Source organism: Brevundimonas sp. (assembly GCF_030704825.1).
In the GTDB taxonomy this organism is placed as follows: domain Bacteria; phylum Pseudomonadota; class Alphaproteobacteria; order Caulobacterales; family Caulobacteraceae; genus Brevundimonas.
In genome coordinates this window covers 49,713-70,825 of record NZ_JAUYNX010000021.1, presented here as the reverse complement: position 1 = coordinate 70,825, position 21,113 = coordinate 49,713, and the positions used below count along the sequence as shown (strand labels likewise).

Sequence of the window (21,113 nt, the reverse complement as noted above, 5' to 3'; positions counted from 1 at the left end):
GTCATTCTCCTCGAGCTTTTTTGCTCTTTACCTGTGATTTGGCGGGGTCATGCCCCGCATGGGTCTTGTCCAGATGCGCCGCCCAGAGGTCTGGCCGTCGTTCCCGGGTCGTCTCGCGCCGCTGCTCTTCGCGCCATGCGGCGACCTTTTTATGGTCGCCCGACAGAAGCACCTCGGGTATCTCCAGCCCCTCGAACGTCCGCGGTCGCGTGTACTGCGGATGCTCCAGAAGACCGTCCTCGAAGCTCTCCGAACTCAGGCTTTCCGCCTGGCCCAGCACTCCGGGGATCAATCGCACGCACGCCTCGATCACCACCATCGCCGCCGCCTCGCCGCCGGCGAGAACCGCGTCTCCGACGGAGACCTCCTCGAACCCGCGCGCGTCCAGCACGCGCTGATCCACCCCTTCGAAACGGCCGCACAGGACGACGATCCCGTCCGCCTTCGCCCATTCCCTGACGCGCGCCTGGGTCAGGGGCCGACCCCGGGCGCTCATGTACAAAAGCGGCCGCGCCGGACCGGATACGCTGTCCAGCGCCCGGGCCACCACGTCCGCCTTGAGCACGGCTCCCGGGCCGCCACCCGCGGGGGTGTCGTCCAGGAAGCCGCGCGTATCTGTGGAAAAGGCCCGAATGTCAACCGTTTCAAGGCTCCACAAGCCCCTCTCGCGCCACGCCGTGCCGATCAGCGACACGCCGAGCGGCCCCGGAAACGCCTCGGGGAACATGGTCAGGACGGTGGCGGTGAAGGGCATGGCGGGTCTCCTAGCACACCTGCCCGGCGGCCCAACCCGACGACCAGGCCCACTGGAAATTGTAGCCGCCCAGCCAGCCGGTCACGTCGGCGGCCTCGCCGATGACGTAGAGGCCCGGGACCGCCTTCGCCGCCATGGTCTGCTGGTCCAGCTGGTCCGTGGCGATCCCGCCCAGCGTCACCTCGGCCGTCCGGTACCCCTCCGACCCCACCGGCTTGACGGTCCAGGCGTTCACGGCCGCGTCCAGCCGGCGCAGGGTCCTGTCCCCGACCTCGGCCAGCTTGCCCTTCACCCCCTCGCGCTCGCAGACGCTCTCCGCCAGCCGGCGGGGGATGATGTGGCCCAGGGCCGTATGCACCATCTGCTTGCCGTTCTCCTCCTTCGCGGCCTTGAGCCGGGCGTACACATCCTCGCCGGGCGCCATGGCGACGGTGATCGCCTCGCCCTCGCGCCAGTAGGAGCTGATCTGCAGGATCGCCGGCCCGCTCAGGCCGCGGTGCGTGAACAGCATCGCCTCGGCGAAGCTGGTTCCTCCGCCTTTCACCACGGCGTCCACCGCCACCCCCGCCAGCGGCTTCAGCTGCTCCAGCAGCCCCGCCTCGAACGTCAACGGAACCAGCGCCGGCCGCGTCTCGGTCACCCTCAGCCCGAACCCCCGCGCGGCGTCATAGGCCCAGCCTGTCGCCCCCATCTTCGGGATCGACTTGCCCCCGGTGGCGAGCACCAGCGAGCGCGCCCGGACCACCGACCCGTCCGACAGCGCCGCCTCATACCCGTCGCCGAGGCGCCCGACCCGCTCGACCGAAACCCCCAGCGACAGCCCCACCCCCGCCGCCCGCATGTCGTCGGTCAGCATACGGATGATCTGTTTCGCCGAGTCGTCGCAGAACAGCTGCCCCAGGGTCTTCTCGTGCCAGGCGATGCCCGCCGCATCGACGCGTTTGACGAAGTCGTGCTGGCTGAACCGCTTCAGGGCCGAGGTCGCGAACCGCGGGTTCTCGCCGAGGAAGTTGGCCGGCCCCATCCCGTGCGTCGTCCCCAGGTTGGTGAAATTGCACCGCCCCCCGCCCGAGATGCGGATCTTCTCCCCCGGCGCCCGGGCATGATCCAGCACCCGCACCGAGCGCCCCCGCCGCCCGGCCTCGACGGCGCACATCATCCCGGCCGCGCCGGCGCCGACGATCAGGACATCCACGGATTGGGGGGTCATGGCGGGGGATTAGCACGGTCCGCGCTCAAGCAGCGAGCCGCCGCGCGGCGAGCGATAGCGCCCCAACATGCCCACGCCCCCTCACATCCCCCGCCCCATGTAGATCCGCTCGACCATCCCCCACATCCGCCCCAGCGCCGCCGCGTCGGCCTGCCGCCCCTCCGCCAGCGCCCGCAGGATCGCCGCCCCCAGCGACGCGCGGGTCTTCTCCGGATCCTCGCGGTCGAAGGTGAAGGCCATCTCGGGCCGCGGCCCGCGCCCGTCCTCCGACGGCGCGCACGGCAGATACACCGCCGCCGGCCAGTCCGCCTTGCGCATCCCCCACGCCCTGGCGTTGTGGCTGATCGCCCCCTCCGAGACCCCGTATTCGCCGGACAGGACCCAGAGCGCCTCGCCCGCCACATAGCGGGCCAGCAGCTGGCGCCAGCGTCGCGGCGTCATGCCGCTGCGGCTCTGGATGAACACATGGTCGTCGGGCCAGCCGCCCTCGGGCCGCCGCCGCCGGTCCACCGCCCCCGCGACCTGCCCCTTCATCCGCCGCCGCTTGCGCGCCTGCCAGGCGATGGTCCCCACGGTCACGCCATAGTCGGCCGCCAGCGCCTTGCGCGGCTCTCCGGCCGCATCGCGATAGAACAGCGCCTCCCAATGGGCCTCGGACAATTTGCTCGGTTTTCCCATGGCCGACAGTCTGCGCCCATCCGCCCCTGCGGCGCGCAAATCGCCCCCCGCGCCCCGCAAACCCCCATGACAGCAACAAACCGGGCGCCAGGAAAAATATTTCTCCTCCCCCTTCCGGGGGTGGAGGAGGATCGCATGCGATCCGACGACGGGTCCGAAGGGCCGGAGGGGGCAGGTCCGCACACCCCGTCTCCTCCCCCCTGGGGGGTGGAGGAACGGTCGCCGGAGGCGATCGGACGACGGGACCATGCGAAGCATGGTGGAGGGGCCGGCCCGCACCCTGCCTTTCCTCGCCCTTTTGTCGGGGGGTTGCGAGACAGGGGTGAAGCGCCGCTCCCTTGTCATCCCGGACGCCGCGCAGCGGTGATCCGGGACGGTGGCGGCAACCCCATGACCGTCCCGGAAGCGGCGCCAGCCGCTGTCCGGGGCAAGGGTCAGGAAGGCGCGCTGGTCGCCGCCCTTCTCCCGGCTCAGCCCTGCGGGCTATCCGGGAGGGGAATGACAATGGCCCGTCCCGTCCCGGCTCTTCGCTTCGCTTCGGCCGGGATGACAAGGGACCGCTCTCCTCCCCCTTCATGGGGGAGGTGGCCCGAAGGGCCGGAGGGGGCAGGGTCGCTCCGCTGTGGTTAAAAAGAACAAATCATGAACGTTCCGATTGACTCCGCCCGCCGCGCGCGGCTGGATCATCCCGGGTCGGCGGTGACAGAGTGAGGATGCGAGATGACGGCCGACGACCCGACCACCCGCCTGCTGGAGGCCCTGGAGGGCCTCGACCTGACCAGCGCCGACGGCCGCGCCGGCATCAGCACCCTGCTGTCCGAGATCGAGCGCGCCTGCCCCGGCGCCATCCTGCGCCAGGCGGCGCGGATCGAGCTGCGGGCGCTGAGGTGGAGGAGGGACGCATCGCGTCCTGACGACGCCCTGGCCGTCCCGGACCTGCATGACGCGGCGTAACGGCCCTGCCGACTTTTCGCTCCTAGAGGCGGGTACAACCTAATTCCGGGTCCGTTGAAAACGCTCCCAGGGAGTCATGCCCTCGCCCGGGTAACGCAATTCGGCTCGTCGGGCGCTCGCATTGGACACGGCTCGCGCCTCATCATCCTTTTCGTTCGGGCCGCAAATGAACACGGGAGCTGAGACCTCGTCAGCTTCCGGCTGGTCGAATAGAACTGAGACCGTGGAGGTCTTGAAGGGGTCTTCGAGATGCCTGTTGTAGACGGCGGCCAAGAGCGGAACGACCATGTCTAAGATGAGACTAGCGCCATCGCGCAGCTCTAGCGCCAGCCTCTGAAGGGCTGGAAATGGCTCACTGATCTTCTCGCCCCACACTTCTTCGAGCGACCGCACCATCCCGAAGAGCAGCACGGTGTCTGCTCCATCGAAGGTCATGTTACCTGCTGAGTGGGTGAAGAAGTCGCGGAGCTCCACCTCGTCGCCCAATGACTCGATCCCTTGGTCGATCATCTTCTGGTCGAAGTGAGCCGCAGCGGAATGTCGGACCGCCTTCGCCGCGTTTGGTGCCTGTAAGTATGCCCGCAGTTTGCCGACAAGCGGCTTGATCGCCTTATCCCGATCATAGCTCTTCGCGAACTGATTAAACTGACCGTCAATCAGGCTGTTTACCTCCCAAATGCGGGCGGCGAGCTGGCGAAGCGTCATCAAGGCCGCCGCGGACCGGCGTGCTCTAAGTGGCATGGGCTCTGTCTCGGCCCAAGCCAGCGGGTAGTGATAAAGCAGCTGAATCAGGAGTTGCGCCAGATCATTGTAGAGTTGGCCAAGCATGACGAAGTAGCGCCGGTCTAGTGGCGGCATGCGCTGCAGATCGGCCTTGCGGTAGATGATCTCGTGGAAGCGGATAGAGCCGGCCAAACTAAGCCTCACCTTCATGGGGTCCGGGAATAGTCGAACCGAGGCCCGGAACCCGCTGGCTAGTGACGGCCTCGACCGCGCCGCCTGGCAGCGAGTTCCCGGCGGATCAACTCACGGAAGCGGAACTGCCAATCATCAGTGTGGATGATTCGGTCGAACTTCGCGTCATGGTCGCGCAGCAGGTCGAGGCGCGATCGCTTCGATATGTCGTTCCAGTCGTCGTACAAGACATACAGTGCGTTGCCGTATCGGAGGTTCTCGAACACGACGAGGTCGTCAGCGAACTTGGCACCGAAGTAAGAGCCGAACTGTCCTGAGCCTCGGATGTACGCCTCAGGTTGCAGCTTGTTGAAGGCAGCGGTTCGGTCCCGGAGGTGCTTGTCGAAATCCGGTGCACGCGACGCAGCGCTCGGTTTTGAGGTGAACCACGCAACAACGTCATCAATCGTCCCGGGCGGGAAGATGTCCCAGTCAAGCTGGATGGTGCCCAAGAAGTCTTCCTTGGTAGCTGTGCTGGGAAACACCCCTGTGACGCCTGTGTTTTCCTGCAAGACGTTCAACGCCCACAGGAGCATAAGCTCAAACTCCGGCTGACCACGGCTGAGCATCGGAGCCAAGGCGAACTTCACGAGGACGTTGTCCGCCGTAGTCTGCGACAAGATCGTCGGTTCAATCTCCATCCCTTGGGGTTCGAAGACCTGATGCTGATACACGTCCCGCGTCATGACGTGCATGTGCGTCCCATAGGTCGCTGCATCACCGAAGTTAGGTGTCTCAAAAACGTAGCTCTTCGGGACCATCGGGAGGTCGGGGCGCTTTCGGTCCCATCCTCTTTCATTGCGGTAGGACCATTTGCCTGCATCCGCAGGTGGCTGCTTGGGCCCGTCCGTGATGACCGACCCATCCAGCAAGTCGATATCTAGCCCGAGGTGGGCATAGAGGCCGGACTGCACATCAGCGATGTGAACCGACTTTACGGCCGCGATAGCGACAAGCTCGCTGTCAATCTTCGCGAGTTCCACCCGTACTTTCGGGGGGACGATGCGGAAGTTGCCCTTCCAAGGAAACCGCTTCTCACCCACGACCAGTCTCCCAGCAGCCAAGCTTCAACTGTAGATGGGGGCGGGATGGTTGACGCGCAAGCTTCCGGTTGTTTGGGCTGTGCCTGCACCTTTCCGGCTCACGCGAACGCGGCGATAGTCTCGGAATGGCGATCAACTTCACATTCCCCGGACGGCTACCGGGCCTACTTCGGCAACTGGTCGCGATGTACCGTAGAGCGGGACTGGAAAATCGCGCGGCGATCCTCGAAGCGGCGCGTGTAGGCATCGAGCTACAGGTCGAGACCGACAACTGGAACGGCGGGAGCTACGGCCACGACGTCGTATTCTACTTGCCGCTCGACACGCTGGTGCCGTTTACGACAGAGCTCCGAAAGGAGCTGACAGGTAAGCTGGCTGAAGACCTCAACGGGCTAATCACGCGGTCGAATGAGCACGTCCGGGAATGCCACCTTGAGCTCGCCGACGAGAACGACCCCGAGTATCAAGCTGCGAAGGAGTATCAGGGGCGGCCCGTGCCAAACCCTGACACGATCGAGTTTTGGAAGCCAGGTCTGGTCCGGGCATTCATAACTCATCGCGACGAGCACAAGGCAGGTGCCCACCGGCTCGCGGACGCGCTTGAGCAATACGGCATTAGCTGTTTCGTCGCTCATGACACCATTCCGGCCCAGACCGAATGGCGCCAGCAGATCATGCTCGGTCTGGAGACCATGGAAATAATGATCGTCTACTTCACCGACGACTTCGAAGAGAGCATTTGGACCCAGCAGGAGATCGGCTACGCGCTGGGCGCGCAGAAACCTATTGTCTGCGTAAAGCTCGGGAAGAAGGCCCCGGGAGGCTTCGTGGGCCACATTCAAGCCACGCCCGGCTCTCTCGACAATCCGGAAGGCTCGGCGGCAAAGCTGTACAAGCTCCTCGCCAAAGAGCTCGGTGCGGGGGACCGGTTGAACAATGCTCTTATCGAGGCTTTCGCTGCCTCACCGAGTTGGGGGGAAACGACCGACCTGTTCAAGCGGATGACGAGCGCGCTCACGTCTCTGATGCCCGCCCAGCGAAAGAGGGTGGTCGAGGCCTTCAACTCAAACAACCAGCTCTATGCGGCGGCTTATCTGGTGAACAGCAGCAATCGAATGGTCCGCTGGATGAACGACGTAACGGGCGAGACCTATGAGCTCCATGGAGGGCGCCTCCGTTTGAAACTGACTGAACCAGCGGCCCTAGGAGATGACATCCCATTCTGAGCTGGCGAGACCGCAAAGCCCCCTCAGTGCGCCTCGTCCCAATTCCCCGCCGCCCTCGCCTCCACCACCAGCGGCGCCGTCAGCGCCACGGCCGGTTCCGCCGCCCCCTCCATCGTCCGCTTGATCACGGCGATGGCGCGCTCGGCCTCGGCTTCGGGGGCCTCGAAAACCAGTTCGTCGTGGACCTGGAGCAGCATCCTCGTTGAGAGGCCGGCGTCGGCCAGCGCCCCGGCATCCGCATCATGGCGCGGCGGATGATGGCGGCGGCGGCGCCCTGAACAGGCGCGCGCGTGTGCCCCTTCACAACCGGGAGTAATCCGGTCGATCATACGGCCATGCTTGTCTACATCGACGAAAGCGGAGACGCTGGCTTCAAGGTCGACCAAGGGAGTTCCCCCGTGTTCGTCGCCGCCATGATCATGTTCGACGACGCCGACGACGCGGCCCTGACGCGTCGTCTGATCGAAGGGTCGGCCGCGCGCCCGATGCACAAGGGCGAGTTCAAATTCAGCAAGAGCCGGGACGAGGTGCGGGATCGCTTCTTTCGCGCGGTCGCCGCCGCGCCCTTCCGCGTCCGCGCTATCGTGGTCGAGAAAGCGGTGATCCGCTCCGCCCATCTGCAGACCGACAAGGAGAGTTTCTACGAGTTCTTCGTCAAACAGATGCTGCGCCACGACAACGGCCGCCTGACCAACGCCAAGGTCATCATCGACGGCTCCGGCGACCGGGAGTTCCGACAGAAGCTTTCGACCGCCATCCGCCGCAAGGTGCGCGAGGGTGCTGTACGTGATTGTCGCTTCTCGGATTCAAAGACCGATCCGCTGATCCAGCTCGCCGACATGTGCGCGGGCGCGATCGCGCGGTCGTTTCGCGCCGATCGCCGGGACGCCCATCGCTGGCGCGACATGCTGCGGCCGCGCATCGACGACGTTTGGCGGTTCCAGTGAGGGGGAGGGCGCCTTCCCGGCCCCTAGTCCCGGCGGAACCGGGACACGCACGCCATACGGCGACAGTTCGGGACGCGGGAAGGACTTTGCCTGCCCAATATGATTCGTATCGGTGAAAATTTCAACAAAGGAGCTCTGTTTTCACCGACGAGCGTCCTTTTTCACCGGCCGCCCCCTCAATGCGCCTCGTCCCAGTTCCCCGCCGCCCTCGCCTCCACCACCAGCGGCGCCGTCAGGGCCACGGCCGGTTCCGCCGCCCCCTCCATCGTCCGCTTGATCACGGCGATGGCGCGCTCGGCCTCCGCCTCCGGCGCCTCGAAGACCAGTTCGTCGTGGACCTGGAGCAGCATCTTCGTTGACAGGCCGGCCTCAACCAGAGCCCCCGGCATCCGCATCATGGCGCGGCGGATGATGTCGGCGGCGGCGCCCTGGATGGGGGCGTTGATGGCGGCGCGTTCGCCGAACTGGCGCTCGGCCCCTGACTTGGAATGGATGGCGGGGATGTGGATGCGGCGGCCGAAGACGGTGCTGACCATGCCGGTCTCGCGGACCTGGGCCTTGGTCGCGTCCATATAGGTGCGGATGCCGGGGAAGCGCTCGAAATAGGTCTTGATGTAGGCGCCGGCCTCGCCCTGGTCGATGTTCAGCTGGGCGGCCAGGCCGAAGGCGCTGATGCCGTAGACGATGCCGAAATTGATCGCCTTGGCGCGGCGGCGGGTCTCGGGGTCCATCTGGCCGACGGGGACGCCGAACATCTCGCTGGCCGTGGCGGTGTGGATGTCGATGCCGGCGGCGAAGGCGCGCTTCAGCTCGGGGATGTCGCCGATGTGGGCCAGCAGGCGCAGCTCGATCTGGCTGTAGTCGGCGCTGATCAGGACATGGCCGGGGGCGGCGATGAAGGCCTGGCGGATCTGGCGGCCGGTCTCGGTGCGGATCGGGATGTTCTGGAGGTTGGGGTCGGAGGAGGCGAGGCGGCCGGTGGTGGCGGCGGCTAATTGGTAGGAGGTGTGGACGCGGTCGGTGGTCTTGTCGGCGGCCTCGATCAGGGCGTCGGTATAGGTGCCTTTCAGCTTGGCCAGCTGGCGCCAGTCCAGCAGGACGCGCGGCAGGTCGTGGGTCAGGGCCAGGGCTTCGAGCGTGGCGGCGCCGGTCTCCCACTGGCCGCTGGCGGTCTTCCGGCCGCCGGTCAGGGCCATTTCGCCGAACAGGATGTCGCCGATCTGGCGCGGAGAGCCGACGTTGAACGGGCGGCCGGCCAGCTCGTGCGCCTGCTGTTCCAGCTCGGCCATGCGCAGGCCGAACTCGGACGACAGGCGTTTGAGGCGGTCGGGATCGACGCGGACCCCGGCCCGCTCCATGTCGGCCAGGACCGCGGGCATCCCGCGCTCAAGGGTCTCATAGACGGTGGTCAGCTTCTCCCCGGCCAGCCGCGGCTTGAGGATGCGCCACAGGCGCAGGGTCACGTCGGCGTCCTCGGCGGCGTAGCAGGTGGCCGGTTTCAGCTCGACATGTTTGAACGATTTCTGGGACTTGCCGGTCCCGGCCACCTGTTTGAACGGGATCGGGTCGTGGCCGAGGTGCAGCCGCGCCAGCTCGTCCATCCCGTGCCCGTGCAGCCCGCCCTCGAGCACGTAGGAGATCAGCATGGTGTCGTCGATCGGGGCCACGCGGATGTCCCGCTGCGCCATGACGGCGAGGTCGTACTTGCCGTTCTGGGTGACCTTGAGGACGGCCGGGTTCTCCAGCAGCGTCTTCAGCCGCGCCAGGGCCGTGGGCTTGTCGATCTGGGTCAGGGGTTCGCGCTGGTCGGTCTCGCCGCCGAAATCCAGCCTGCCCGCGTTCGCCGCCGGCTCATGCTCATGCGTCAGCGGCACATAGCAGGCGTCGTTCGGCCCGATCGCCAGCGACACCCCGCACAGCCCCGCATGCGTCGCGCTGAGCGCGTCCGTCTCGGTGTCGAACCCGACCACCCCGGCCTCGGTCGCCCGGGCGATCCAGGCGTCCAGCTCCTCCAGCGTCTGGATGCAGCGGTAGGCCTCGATGTCGAAGGTCTGGGCCTCGGCCGGGCCGGTCGGGACCTGGCCGTAGCGGGGGGTGGCCACGGGGGCGCTGGTGACCCTGGGCCGGGCGACGAACGCCGTGCCGTCTTTCGCGGGGGCCTTGCCGTCGCCGACGCGGTTGCGCAGCGAGCGGAACTCCATCCGGTCGAGGAACTCGCCCAGGATTTCGGGATCGGGGTGGCGGACCACGAAGTCGTCGATCGGCTCGGGCGCCGGGGCGTCGCAGGTCAGGCGCACCAGCTCGCGGCTGAGCAGGATCTGGTCGCGGAAATTCTGAAGGGTCTCGCGCCGCTTCGGCTGTTTGATCTCGCCGGCCCGTTCCAGAAGCGTGTCGAGATCGCCGTATTCGTCCAGCAGCTGGGCCGCCGTCTTGGGGCCGATGCCGGGGGCGCCGGGGACGTTGTCGACGCTGTCGCCGATCAGGGCCTGGAGGTCGACCATCTTCTCGGGCAGGACGCCGAACTTCTCCATCACGGCGTCCTCGGCCAGGCGCCGGTCCTTCATCGGGTCCCACATGACCACGCCGCCGCCGATCAGCTGCATCAGGTCCTTGTCGGAGCTGACGATGACGGCCTCGCCCCCCGCGTCGCGCGCCTTGCAGGCATAGGTGGCGATCAGGTCGTCGGCCTCGTAGCCGGGCAGCTCCAGACAGGCCACGCCGAACGCCGCCGTCGCCTCGCGCACCAGCGGGAACTGGGGGATCAGATCCTCGGGCGGCGCCGAGCGGTTGGCCTTGTAGAGGTCGTACATCTCATTACGGAAAGTCTTCTCCGAATGGTCGAAGACGGCGACCAGATGGGTCGGGCCGTCGCTGCCCTTCATATCCTGCAGCAGCTTCCACAGCATGTTGCAGTAGCCCTGGATCGCGCCGACGGGCAGGCCGTCCGACTTGCGCGTCAGGGGCGGCAGGGCGTGATAGGCGCGGAAGATGTAGGCCGAGGCGTCGATCATCCACAGCCGCAGCGCGGGGCCGTCCTGGGTGAGGGGGCGGTCGTTGGTTTCGGCTGAGGCGTCGGTCATGCGGCGAACATAGGCGGGCGCGGCCCGCGCGTCACCGCCTGCGCGTCACGAGACCCAGGTGTTCCGGCACGAGCCTTCGGGCACGGTCCAGCCGGCGAAGCCCGAAATGACCCGGCACTCATAGCCCATGCCGGCGAGGGGCCCGTGCATGATCCCGGTCTCCACCACGGCGCCGCGGCCGTCATAGACGGGCCGGGCGAAGCTGACCCAGCGCACGCGCTCGCGCGGATCGCCGGGCCGGTCGGGGTCATAAGCTTCGAAGGCGAGGCCGTGGCGACTCCAGTCGCAGCGCGGGTTGTAGTCGCCCTCGAACCGGATCGGCAGGGGCCGGTTGTCGGTGTCGTTGAAGCGGTAGTGCTCCCTGGCGATGGCGGCGATGACGGCGCAGTCGTTGCCGTCGCCGCCTGTTGGCGGTCCATCCGGCGCGGGCGTGGCGCAGCCGCTGAGCAGGGTCGTGGCGACGAGCAGAACCGGAAGGACGCGCATGGCGGCTCCTGTTACGAGCGCAGGCCGGTGATCGTGCGATTGGGCGCGATGTCCTCGGCCGAGGTCAGCAGGTGAACGAGGGCGGGACGGCCGGCGTTCCGTGCGGCTTCCAGCGCGGCGGGAAAGTCTTCCGTCCGTTCGCAACGCACCCCGAACGCCCCGAAGGCCTCGGCGTATTTGACGAAATCGGGGTTCCTGAGATCCGTGGCGATGACCCGGTCGGCGCCCGGGTAATGGCCCTCCTGATGCATGCGGATGGTGCCGTAGGTCCCGTTGTCGACGACCACGACAACGACATTGATCCCGTACTGGACCGCCGTGGCGATCTCCTGGCCGGTCATCAGATAGTCCCCGTCGCCAGCGATGCAGATCACGTCGCGGTCGGGGTGGACCGACTTGGCGGCGATGGCGGCGGGATAGCCGTAGCCCATGGCCCCCGAGGTCGGGGCCAGCTGGGTCCGGCAGGCGCGGTGGCGATAGAAGCGGTGCAGCCAGGCGGCGAAATTGCCCGCGCCGTTGGTGACGATGGCGTCAGCGGGCAGGACCTGGCCGAGGTGGGCCATGCACTCGCTCATGTTCACCGCGCCGGTGACCGGCACGGGGGTTGAGAAGGCCTGATAGCCGGCGTGGGCGGCGGCGGCCTCGTCATGCCAGGTCCGTCCGGGATCGGTCGCGGCGAGGGCGAGGGCGGCCAGCGAGTTATCCGCCGCCGCGCTGAGCAGCGGCGTCCAGACGCGGCCCAGTTCCTCAGGGCCGGGGTGGATATGGATCAGCGTGTCGGCCGTGCGCGTGCGGTCGAACAGGGTGTAGCCTTGCGTCGGATTCTCCCCCAGCCGGGCGCCGATGGCGATGACCAGATCGGCGGCCTTCGCGCGGGCGGTCAGCTTCGGATTGCACCCCAGACCGAGGTCGCCGGCGTAGTTCGAACGGTCGTTGGAGATCAGATCCTTGCGCCGGAACGACAGGCTGACGGGCAGGCCGATCCTTTCGGCCCAGTCGCCGATGGCGGCGGCGGCGTCCCCGGTCCAGCCCGAGCCGCCCAGGACCAGCAGGGGGCGTTCGGCCTTGGCCAGCCGTGAACGCACCTGTTCGACGAAGGCGGAATCCAGCGCGGCTTTCGCGGGCGTCACCGGCCGGATCGGCGCGGGGCCGCCGTCGGCGCCCAGTATGTCTTCGGGCAGGGCGATGACCACCGGCCCCATCCGGCCCTGAAGCGCGGTGGCGAAGGCGCGTTCGACCACCTCGACCGTGCGTTCCGGGCTTTCGATCTCGGTGGCCCATTTGGCCAGTCCGCCGAAGACTTCGCGGTAGTCGACCTCCTGGAAGGCGCCGCGTCCGCGGTCGGTCAGGGCGATCTGGCCGACGAACAGGATCATCGGCGTCGAGTCCTGATGCGCCGTGTGCACGCCGATCGAGGCGTGGGTCGCGCCGGGTCCGCGGGTGACCATGCAGACGCCGGGTCGGCCGGTCAGCTTGCCGTAGGCCTCGGCCATATTGGCGGCCCCCGCCTCGTGACGGCAGGCGATGACCTGGATTTTCTCCCGCACGTCCGCCAGCGCGTCCAGCACGGCCAGATAGCTCTCTCCCGGCACGCAGAAGACACGGTCGACGCCGTTCATGACGAGGGTTTCGACAAGACGACGGGCGGCGGTGTTGGGCGGCTGGCTCATGCCGCAGCGGTTAGCAGATCGCACCCCGGCTTGGCCATGCAACCGCGCGCCCCCGCTTCGCGTTTACTGCCAAGGTTCAACGCCTCCGGAGATTTCCCCATGAAGAAGATCACAGTCCTCGCTCTCGTCGCCGCGGCTCTCGCCGTGTCGGCCTGCAACACCATCTCGGGCGTCGGGCGCGACGTCCAGGCCGCCGGCTCGGCCGTCACCTCGGGCGCCGAAGAAGCCAAGAACTAGCTACGCCTTGCGCGGACAGGGAGCCCGCCGGTTTCCGGCGGGCTCTTTCATGTCAATAGACGACGCCGGTCAGATACAGGCCGTCCGACGGCGCCACGGGCCCGCAGGCGGTCCGGTCGCGCGCGGCCAGGGCCGCCGCCACATCCTCGACCGCCCATCGGCCCTGGCCGACCTCGGCGAGCGTTCCGGTCATGGAGCGGACCTGACGGTGAAGGAAGCTGCGCGCCTCGAACACCAGATGAACCTCGTCGCCGCTGCGATCCACGCGGGCGACGTCCAGCGTCTTCTCCGGCGATTTCGACTGACAGTTCACATCGCGGAAGGTGGTGAAGTCGTGCAGCCCCACCAGCGCCTGCGCCGCCGCGTGCATGGCCCCGGCGTCCAGCGGCTTGCGGATATGCCAGACCTTCCCCTTGTCCAGCGCCGGCGGCCCGGGCCGGCTCAGGATGCGGTACAGATATCGGCGGCCGGTCGCCGAGAAACGGGCGTGGAACTCGTCGTCGACGGCCGCGCAGTCCAGCACCGACACCGCCTTCCCGACCAGATGGGCGTTCAGGGCGTTCATCACCGTGCGCTCGGGCCAGGCCTTGTCGAGATCGAAGCTGATCACCTGACCGGTGGCGTGCACCCCGGTGTCCGTCCGCCCGGCGGCGGCGATTCGCACCGTCTGGCCGCAGAAGGCCGTGACGGCCGTCTCGATGGCGCCCTGCACGGTCGGCTGTTCGGGCTGGGCCTGAAAGCCGTTGTAGCCAGACCCGTCATATTCGAGCGTCAGCCGGTAGCGGGGCATCAGGCGAGAACGGTCCCGACGGGCAGCGGGAAACCGCGCAGCATTTCGTCCGGTGTCTGCGCCGCCTTGCCGGCGCGCTGCACGCGCAGCAGCCGGACCACGCCGTCGCCGCAGGCGATGCGCAGGTCGCCGTCCAGCACCTCGCCGGCGGCGCCCGCGCCGCGCAGCGACAACCGCGACATCAGGGCCTTGATACGCACGGGGCCTTCCGGGCCGGGCGCCTCGAACCAGGCGCCGGGGAAGGGCGACAGGCCGCGGATATGGGCGTCGATCTCGGCCGCCGGGCGGGTCCAGTCGATGCGCGCCTCGGCCGGGGTGATCTTCTTCGCATAGGTCGGTTCGCCGACCTGTTCCGTGCCCTCGACCCCGCCGCGCGCGATGGCGGCCAGGGCGCGGGGCCACAGGCTGGCGCCGGTGTGCGACATGCGTTCGGACAGGGTCGCGGCGGTGTCATCGGGGCGGATGTCCATCACTTCCGACAGCAGGATCGGCCCCTCGTCGAGGCCCTCGGACATGCGCATGATCTGCACGCCCGTCCGACGGTCCCCGGCCATGATCGCCCGCTGGATCGGCGCGGCGCCGCGCCAGCGCGGCAGCAGCGAGCCGTGCAGGTTGAAACAGCCGAGGCGCGGCGCGTCCAGCACCTCGCGCTTCAGGATCTGGCCGTAGGCGACGACGCAGGCGGCGTCGACCTCGAGGCTTTTGAATGTCTCGATCGCCTCGGGCGACTTCATCGAGGCGGGGATGAAGACCGGCAGGCCCATGGTCTCGGCGAAGGCCTGAACCGGCGAGGGCGTCAGCTTCTGGCCCCGCCCGCGCGGCTTCGGCGGCTGGGAGTAGACGGCGACGATCTCATGGCCCGAGGCGATGAGCTCGGCCAGCGACGGCACGGCGAAGTCGGGGGTTCCCATGAAGGCGAGGCGCATGGGGGGGCTTTAAAGGCTGGAGCTGGTTACTGCCAGCGGGTGTGAACGCCGCCGCCCTCGTCCCATTCGCCGCCGGCGTCGAGCGCGTCGTCGAAATCGAGCAGCCGGTCCAGCAGCACGCCGGCCACCACGCCCAGGGCGGCTACGCCGACCAGCACGGCCACGCTGCCGATGCCGACCTTTTCGTTGCGGGTCAGGCGCCGCCGGCCCGAGGGGTCGATGATCCGGTCGCGGCCTCGCTTCAATCGGGCCATCAGGCGGCCAGCCTGGCGTTCTTCTTGACCTTGGCCACCGCGCGCTCGCGCTTCAGCCGGGACAGGTGGTCGATGAACAGCACGCCTTCCAGATGGTCCATCTCGTGCTGGATGCAGACGGCGTAGAGGCCCTCGGCCTCCTCCTCGATCGTCTCGCCCGTATAGTTCCGGTAGCGGATGCGCACCCGCGCGGGACGTTCGACCTGGTCGAAATACTCGGGCACGGACAGGCAACCTTCCTCGTAGGCGAACAGTTCGTCGGAGGCCCAGACGATCTCTGGATTGACGAAGAAGCGCGGGTTGCGACGCGCCAGCCGGGCGGCCTCGCTCTCGTCCTCCTCCGCCTCCTGGACATCGCCTTCGACCGGGGCGTCGCCCAGGTCCATGACGATGACCCGGCGCACATCGCCGACCTGCACCGCGGCCAGGCCGATGCCGGGGGCGTCGTACATGGTCTCGAGCATGTCATCCATCAGGCGGCGCAGGTCGTCGGTCACCGGCCCTTCGACGGGGGTGGAGATCTGCTTCAGCACCGCCAGGTCGGCGGCGTTGTCGATGGTGAGGATGCGACGGACGGCCATGTCCGCGAGGTAGGGCGGCGGACCCGAAAGGTCAAGATTTCCCAGCGTCCCGCTGGGTTATGCCGCAGGCTCCGGCAACGGTCTCGGCTTGCGATCCTCGTCGATGGCCACATAGGTGAAGACGCCCTCGGTCACGCGCACCGAGGCCGCCTGGGCGTGGTTCCGGGGCCGTTTCCAGGCCTCGACATGCACCCGGATCGAGGTGCGGCCGGTCTTGACCACCCGGGCGTAGATCGAGACCTCGTCACCGACCGACACCGGCTGATGGAAGACCATGCCGTCCAGGGCGATGGTCACGCACCGTCCCTGGGCCAGTTCAAACGCCGGGGTCGCCCCGGCCAGATCCATGTGCGCCAGCAGCCAGCCGCCGAAGATGTCGCCCTCGGGATTGGTGTCCGCCGGCATGGCGATGACGCGCCCGACGGGTTGACCCGTGGGCAGGGTCGGCAGGAGGTCGGTCAAGCGTCGGGCTCCGAGGATGGCTTGCGGGCGGAGACGCCGGCAGGTTCCACCATCAAATACATCGCAACCGGCGGGGACAAAACGCAGAGGCCGCGCGAACAACTGCTGGGATACCCGGATCGCTACGCGCCGGGCCGGATCATGGATCGCGTTTTATGGATACCCCGCCGGATCCGCGTCCGCCGGCTGGACGTGGGCGCCGACCGGCCGGGCTCCCCAGAGCGCATAGTAGAGAACATAGAGTTCGCAGGCGGCCGTCAGCAGGAAGGACAGCTGCAAGCCGACCGTGTCCGCCAGCCATCCCTGGACGATGACCAGGGCGCCCCCGGCGATCGCCATGATCAGAAGGCCCGACCCCTCCTCGGTAAGGGGCCCCAGGCCGCGGATGGCCAGGGTGAAGATCGTCGGGAACATGATGGAGTGGAAGAAGCCCACGGCGACCAGGGCCCACATGGCCGCGGGGCCTGTGGCGAAGCTGGCCACCAGCATGACGACGAAGGCCCCGACCGCGAACGCCGCCAGAACGTGTTCGGCCCGCACGCGCCGCATCAGGAAACTTCCGGCGAAGCGCCCCACCATCATCCCGCCCCAGAGGATGGCGAGATAGCGGGATGCCTCCTCGTGGGTGATGGCGGCGATGTGGGGCTGGGACACGAAGTTGATGAAGAGGTTCGCCACCCCGATCTCGGCGATCAGATAGATGAAGATCGCCGGGACGCCCCAGACGAGGTTGGGGTGCCGCCACAGCGACAGCCCCTTGCGCGCTTCACGGGAGGCGCGGTGGGTCGAGGCGCCGATCGCCGGCAGCGGGAAGCGGGCGATCACAACCGCCAGCACGATCAGGACGGCGGCCACGATCACATAGGGCAACACCACGGACTGGGCGTCGGCGTAGCGCTCGGCCGTCGTCAGGACCACGCCCGCTTCGGAGGTTCCGCCCTTGGACCGGCCGAGGATCAGATAACCCGCGAACAGCGGCGCCAGGGTCGTGCCCAGCGAGTTGAAGGCCTGGACCAGATTCAGCCGGGAAGAGCTGGTTTCCGGCGGCCCGATCACCGCGACATAGGGGTTGGCCGCCACCTGCAGCAGGGTGATCCCGCTGGCGATGACGAACAGGGCGGTCAGCACCAGGGCGTAGGAGGGAAGGCGCGCCGCCGGAACCATGAGCAGGGCTCCGACCGCCATGGCGACCAGGCCGATGACGATCGCGCGCTGGTAGCCGACGCGCTCGATCAGCTTCGCCGACGGGATCGAGGCGACGAAATAGGCGATGAACCAGACGGATTCGATCAGCGTCGTCCGGGTGTAGTCGAGGACGAACACGCTGCGCAGATGCGGCAGCAGGGTATTGTTGATGACGGTGATGAAGCCCCACATGAAGAAGAGGCTGGCCAGCAGAATCAGCGCCGGGCGGTAGACCGGGCCGGACCCTGGTCCGGGTGACGGTGCGGGCGTCGGAATCGTGGCGGTCATGGGTTCCCCTCCAGACGGTCCGTGCCGTTGCCCGACATCGGTTGCTCACCGTCTTTTTGTCAGAGTATATTCGGGCCTGAGGCGGGTCAACGATGCTCGCGACGGATGGGGAGGACCGGGTGATGAAGCTCAGCGGACTGATTGTCCTGGCATGGGCCGCGACGCTGGCGACGTCTCCCGTCCTGGCGTCGGAAGCGCGGCGGGAGAGCGCCGGGACGCTAGGGGACGGACGGCCGGTCGAGGCGATCGTGCTGTCCAATTCCGCAGGCGTATCGGCGCGCGTCCTGACGTATGGCGCGACGCTGCAGTCGCTGATCGCGCCGGATCGCAACGGGGTTCCTGCCGACATCGTGCTCGGCTACGACGACGTCGCCGACTATGAGGCCCGATCCAACTTCTTCGGGGTCACGGTCGGGCGCTACGCCAATCGCATCGCGGGCGGCCGCTTCACGCTGGACGGCCAGACCTACCAGCTTCCCCTGAACAACGGCCCCAACTCGCTCCACGGCGGCGGCGAGGGATTCGACACGCGGCTGTGGCGGGTGGTGTCCGTCGAGGGGGGAGATGAAGCCCGGGTGACCCTGGCGCTGACCAGCCCCGACGGCGAGTCCGGCTATCCGGGCCGTTTCGAGACGACCGTGACGTATTCGCTTGCCGAGGACGGCTCGCTGGAGATCGCCTTCGAGGGCCGGCCGGACCGCGCGACGGTGATCAACATGACCAACCACGCCCTCTTCAACCTGGCCGGGGAGGGGTCGCCCGAGGGCGCCATGACGCATCTCCTGAGCGTTCCGGCCGGCGCCTACACCCCCGTCGATGCGACGTTGATCCCGACGGGCGAACGGCGCCCCGTGGAGGGCACGGTTTTCGACTTCCGTACGCCGCGCGTCATCGCCGCCGGCCTGCGGGACGGGCGCGACGAACAGATCCGGATCGGCCGCGGCTACGATCACAACTTCGCCCTGGACAAGGGACTGACCCCGGATCCGGAACTGGCCGCGCGGCTCGAGGATCCCGGGTCGGGCCGTGTGCTCGAGGTGTTCACCACGGAACCGGGGCTTCAATTCTACACCGGCAATTTCCTCGACGGGACCCTGACCGGGAAGGGCGGGCACGTCTATCGGATGGGTGACGGGATCGCGCTGGAGCCCCAGAAATTCCCGAACGCCCCCAATGAGCCCGGGTTCGTTTCGGCCCGGGTCGATCCGGATCACCCCTATCGTCATGTGATGATCTATCGCGTGTCGGTCGCCCGGTAGGCGGCTACACGCCATCGAGGGATCCGGGCCGGTCAGTCGGTCCCGGCGCGCGCCGCGGCGGCTTCGACCTCCACCGCCTGCTGCGTGTCTTCCAGCGCGAGGACGACAAGCTCCCGCATCGCGGTCTCCGCCGCGTCCGGATCCTGCGCGACGATCGCATCATAGACCCGTGCATGATCCGGGACCGGATTGCGGGGCAGGGCGCGCCTGCGCTGTTTGAACTGGGTCGTCCAGGCGACGGCGGCGCCGATGCTGGCGCTGAGGGTCACAAGGGCGTCGTTCCGGGTCGCCTGCAGGATGGCGTCGTGAAAGTCGCGATCCGCCGCCCGACCCGCCTCGGTCGCCAGGGTGTGGCGACGCATGCCCGTCAGCGCATCCTTCATCGCCTTGATGTCCGCCTTGTCCCGGCGCTCGGCCGCCATCCGCGCGGCGGCGGGCTCAATCACCGCGCGCAGTTCGAACAGGCTGCGGATCAGGCGCAGGTCCGGCTGACCGGAAAACGCCCAGCCCAGAACCACCGGGTCCAGCAGGTTCCAGCGATGTCTGGGCAGGACCTTGGTGCCGGTCTTGGGCCGGCTTTCCACCAACCCCTTGGCCGCGAGGACCTGAATCGCTTCGCGGTAGGCGTTGCGCGACACATCGAGCGCTTCGGAGAAGGCGACTTCGCCGGACAGGGTGTCGCCCGGCGCATGCTCGCCCGCGAGAATGGCCGATCCCAGCATGTTCGCGATCGCGCCGTGCAGCCGGCGCCCGGGCTCCCGGGCGCTACGGCGGGCGTTGGGCGTGGCGGGAAGCGCTTGGCTCCCGGCGGCGGCTGGCGGCTCGGCCATGGAAATTGTTCCTGCGCCGCCAACGAGGCGAAACGGGATCACCTGTCAGCCGCGATCTGTCATAGTAAAGCGGACGACCGCGGGCTCTGTCCAGCGGCGGCGGGCGGATGCACCCATAGGCCGTTCACGCCTCCGGGGCGAGCATCATCGAGCGCTTGCGCCACCGCGTCTCTACAGATCCTTCACGCGCATGTTCTCCGGCGCGGCGATCGCGAGGGTGTTGCGCAAGGTCATGCGGAACGGCTCCGCCTCGATCTCGAAACGATCGCCCGCGCGCGCGCGAACATCGTCGGCGAACGACAGCGTCGCCGTGCCGTAGAAGTGGACGTGCACATCGCGGGGCTGGCGGAACAGGCCGTATTTGAAATGATGATGCTCGAGATTGGCCAGGCTGTGGGACATATTGGCCTCGCCGGACAGGAACGGCTTCTCCCAGAGCGTGGTCCCGTCCCGCACGATGCGGCTGACGCCCCGCACGTCGTCCGGCAGGGCTCCCAGTCGCAATTCGGGACCGACGGAGGCGGCGCGCAGTTTGGAATGGGCCAGCCAGAGATAGTTGCCCCGTTCCGTCACATGATCCGAGAACTCGTTGGCGAGCGCGAAGCCCAGCCGCCGGGGCGCGCCTGAATCGTCGATGACGTAGATGCCGGCGATCTCGGGTTCCTCGCCGCCGTCGAGGGCGAAGGCGGGCGAGACCAATGGACGGCCCGCGGCCGTCAGGGTCGATCCGTCGCCCTTGTAGAACCACTCGGGCTGGGCGCCGACCTGGCCCGGCCCCGGCCTGCCGCCCTCCAGCCCCATGCGAAACATGCGCATGGAATCGGTCTCGGCGCCGGCCGCCGCGGCCTTGTGCATCCGGTCCCGCCCTTCCGCCGAGCCGAGATGGGTCAGGCCCGTGCCGGTCATCTTCAGGTGCGCGGGGTCGGGGTGGTCGATGGGCGGGAGCAAGCGCCTTTCCGCTTCGGCCGCCTCGAGGTCGACGACTTCGCCCGTGGCCCGGGTTTCGGCCAGGGCGGATAACGACGTCCCCGCGGCCAACGCTTCAAGGGCCAGGGCATAGACGCTGTCGACGCCGGCCAGCCGCCGCGCCGGGCCGACGTCGGCCATCGCGGCTACGGTGCGATCACCAGCCTCAAGGCGATACTGGATCAGGCGAAGGGGCACGTCGGAACTCCACGATGACGAGGGAATATTACTCTGACATATTGCTGCCCATCCCGCGAGACGCGGTTTGTGGAAGTGTTGCCGGGAAGGTTGGTCCGGGAGGCGATCCCCCATCCGAATGGTAGCGCTAACAAA

General features: G+C 67.8%; 21 protein-coding genes and 1 pseudogene. 5 read left to right on the top strand and 17 right to left on the bottom strand.

Features of this window, described 5'->3' with window-relative positions:
- Nucleotide 1 precedes the first annotated feature (1 nt).
- The 3 genes from trmD to Q8Q71_RS11160 form a co-directional block, all read right to left on the bottom strand.
- A complete protein-coding gene (gene trmD, locus Q8Q71_RS11170) occupies nucleotides 2-754 on the bottom strand; it encodes a tRNA (guanosine(37)-N1)-methyltransferase TrmD (RefSeq protein ID WP_305759669.1) in 753 nt (250 codons plus the stop codon).
- A gap of 10 nt (nucleotides 755-764) precedes the next feature.
- Nucleotides 765-1,964 carry an NAD(P)/FAD-dependent oxidoreductase gene (locus Q8Q71_RS11165; protein WP_305759668.1) on the bottom strand — a complete coding sequence of 400 codons (1,200 nt, stop codon included), beginning with the start codon at nucleotides 1,962-1,964 and terminating at the stop codon, nucleotides 765-767.
- An 81-nt stretch (nucleotides 1,965-2,045) separates the two neighbouring features.
- Nucleotides 2,046-2,624 (bottom strand): hypothetical protein, encoded by a 579-nt coding sequence (locus Q8Q71_RS11160; RefSeq protein ID WP_305759667.1) that lies wholly within the window; start codon nucleotides 2,622-2,624, stop codon nucleotides 2,046-2,048.
- Between the two features lie 738 nt (nucleotides 2,625-3,362).
- Here Q8Q71_RS11160 and Q8Q71_RS11155 point away from each other — a divergent pair.
- Nucleotides 3,363-3,596 carry a hypothetical protein gene (locus Q8Q71_RS11155; RefSeq protein WP_305759666.1) on the top strand — a complete coding sequence of 78 codons (234 nt, stop codon included), beginning with the start codon at nucleotides 3,363-3,365 and terminating at the stop codon, nucleotides 3,594-3,596.
- Between the two features lie 39 nt (nucleotides 3,597-3,635).
- Here the strand turns inward: Q8Q71_RS11155 and Q8Q71_RS11150 are convergent, their stop codons facing one another.
- Both Q8Q71_RS11150 and Q8Q71_RS11145 read right to left on the bottom strand, forming a co-directional pair.
- A complete protein-coding gene (locus tag Q8Q71_RS11150) occupies nucleotides 3,636-4,511 on the bottom strand; it encodes a hypothetical protein (RefSeq protein ID WP_305759665.1) in 876 nt (291 codons plus the stop codon).
- A 59-nt stretch (nucleotides 4,512-4,570) separates the two neighbouring features.
- Nucleotides 4,571-5,593, bottom strand: a complete 1,023-nt coding sequence (locus Q8Q71_RS11145) for a hypothetical protein (protein WP_305759664.1) — start codon at nucleotides 5,591-5,593, stop codon at nucleotides 4,571-4,573.
- A gap of 125 nt (nucleotides 5,594-5,718) precedes the next feature.
- On the opposite strand from Q8Q71_RS11145, the gene Q8Q71_RS11140 reads away from it, so the two are divergent.
- Nucleotides 5,719-6,819 carry a toll/interleukin-1 receptor domain-containing protein gene (locus Q8Q71_RS11140; RefSeq protein ID WP_305759663.1) on the top strand — a complete coding sequence of 367 codons (1,101 nt, stop codon included), beginning with the start codon at nucleotides 5,719-5,721 and terminating at the stop codon, nucleotides 6,817-6,819.
- A gap of 23 nt (nucleotides 6,820-6,842) precedes the next feature.
- Here Q8Q71_RS11140 and Q8Q71_RS11135 read toward each other — a convergent pair.
- Nucleotides 6,843-7,105, bottom strand: a pseudogene (locus Q8Q71_RS11135) (DNA polymerase); the annotation flags it as partial.
- A gap of 49 nt (nucleotides 7,106-7,154) precedes the next feature.
- Between Q8Q71_RS11135 and Q8Q71_RS11130 the strand changes: the two are divergent.
- On the top strand, nucleotides 7,155-7,766 hold the full coding sequence (locus Q8Q71_RS11130; protein WP_305759661.1) for a DUF3800 domain-containing protein: 612 nt from the start codon (nucleotides 7,155-7,157) through the stop codon (nucleotides 7,764-7,766).
- Between the two features lie 176 nt (nucleotides 7,767-7,942).
- Here the strand turns inward: Q8Q71_RS11130 and polA are convergent, their stop codons facing one another.
- The 3 genes from polA to Q8Q71_RS11115 are packed head-to-tail and all read right to left on the bottom strand — an operon-like array spanning nucleotide 7,943 to nucleotide 13,002.
- Complete coding sequence (gene polA / locus Q8Q71_RS11125; RefSeq protein WP_305759660.1) at nucleotides 7,943-10,846, bottom strand: DNA polymerase I; 2,904 nt, start codon at nucleotides 10,844-10,846, stop codon at nucleotides 7,943-7,945.
- 45 nt (nucleotides 10,847-10,891) lie between these two features.
- Entirely contained in the window at nucleotides 10,892-11,332 is a 441-nt protein-coding gene (locus Q8Q71_RS11120) for a hypothetical protein (RefSeq protein ID WP_305759659.1), read from the bottom strand.
- Nucleotides 11,333-11,343: 11 nt separating this feature from the next.
- Nucleotides 11,344-13,002 carry a thiamine pyrophosphate-binding protein gene (locus Q8Q71_RS11115; protein ID WP_305759658.1) on the bottom strand — a complete coding sequence of 553 codons (1,659 nt, stop codon included), beginning with the start codon at nucleotides 13,000-13,002 and terminating at the stop codon, nucleotides 11,344-11,346.
- 99 nt (nucleotides 13,003-13,101) lie between these two features.
- On the opposite strand from Q8Q71_RS11115, the gene Q8Q71_RS11110 reads away from it, so the two are divergent.
- Nucleotides 13,102-13,239, top strand: coding sequence for an entericidin A/B family lipoprotein (locus Q8Q71_RS11110; RefSeq protein ID WP_305759657.1), 138 nt, complete (start codon nucleotides 13,102-13,104; stop codon nucleotides 13,237-13,239).
- A gap of 52 nt (nucleotides 13,240-13,291) precedes the next feature.
- On the opposite strand, the gene truA is transcribed toward Q8Q71_RS11110, so the two are convergent.
- The 6 genes from truA to Q8Q71_RS11080 all read right to left on the bottom strand — a co-directional run bounded on the left by truA (nucleotide 13,292) and on the right by Q8Q71_RS11080 (nucleotide 17,725).
- Nucleotides 13,292-14,029 (bottom strand): tRNA pseudouridine(38-40) synthase TruA, encoded by a 738-nt coding sequence (gene truA / locus Q8Q71_RS11105; protein WP_305759656.1) that lies wholly within the window; start codon nucleotides 14,027-14,029, stop codon nucleotides 13,292-13,294.
- A complete protein-coding gene (fmt, locus tag Q8Q71_RS11100) occupies nucleotides 14,029-14,955 on the bottom strand; it encodes a methionyl-tRNA formyltransferase (protein WP_305759655.1) in 927 nt (308 codons plus the stop codon). Before fmt ends, truA begins: the two co-directional genes overlap by 1 nt.
- Nucleotides 14,956-14,981: 26 nt before the next feature.
- Nucleotides 14,982-15,209, bottom strand: coding sequence for a hypothetical protein (locus Q8Q71_RS11095; protein WP_305759654.1), 228 nt, complete (start codon nucleotides 15,207-15,209; stop codon nucleotides 14,982-14,984).
- Nucleotides 15,209-15,790, bottom strand: a complete 582-nt coding sequence (gene def / locus Q8Q71_RS11090; RefSeq protein ID WP_305759653.1) for a peptide deformylase — start codon at nucleotides 15,788-15,790, stop codon at nucleotides 15,209-15,211. Before def ends, Q8Q71_RS11095 begins: the two co-directional genes overlap by 1 nt.
- Nucleotides 15,791-15,847: 57 nt before the next feature.
- Nucleotides 15,848-16,195, bottom strand: coding sequence for an acyl-CoA thioesterase (locus Q8Q71_RS11085; RefSeq protein WP_305759818.1), 348 nt, complete (start codon nucleotides 16,193-16,195; stop codon nucleotides 15,848-15,850).
- Between the two features lie 210 nt (nucleotides 16,196-16,405).
- On the bottom strand, nucleotides 16,406-17,725 hold the full coding sequence (locus Q8Q71_RS11080) for a sugar MFS transporter (RefSeq protein ID WP_305759652.1): 1,320 nt from the start codon (nucleotides 17,723-17,725) through the stop codon (nucleotides 16,406-16,408).
- A gap of 92 nt (nucleotides 17,726-17,817) precedes the next feature.
- Here Q8Q71_RS11080 and Q8Q71_RS11075 point away from each other — a divergent pair, with 92 nt between their 5' ends.
- Complete coding sequence (locus tag Q8Q71_RS11075) at nucleotides 17,818-18,984, top strand: aldose epimerase family protein (protein WP_305759651.1); 1,167 nt, start codon at nucleotides 17,818-17,820, stop codon at nucleotides 18,982-18,984.
- Nucleotides 18,985-19,016: 32 nt separating this feature from the next.
- On the opposite strand, the gene Q8Q71_RS11070 is transcribed toward Q8Q71_RS11075, so the two are convergent.
- Together Q8Q71_RS11070 and araD1 are read right to left on the bottom strand one after the other, a co-directional pair.
- On the bottom strand, nucleotides 19,017-19,814 hold the full coding sequence (locus Q8Q71_RS11070; protein ID WP_305759650.1) for a FadR/GntR family transcriptional regulator: 798 nt from the start codon (nucleotides 19,812-19,814) through the stop codon (nucleotides 19,017-19,019).
- A 171-nt stretch (nucleotides 19,815-19,985) separates the two neighbouring features.
- Entirely contained in the window at nucleotides 19,986-20,978 is a 993-nt protein-coding gene (gene araD1, locus Q8Q71_RS11065; protein ID WP_305759649.1) for an AraD1 family protein, read from the bottom strand.
- Nucleotides 20,979-21,113: the final 135 nt, after the last annotated feature.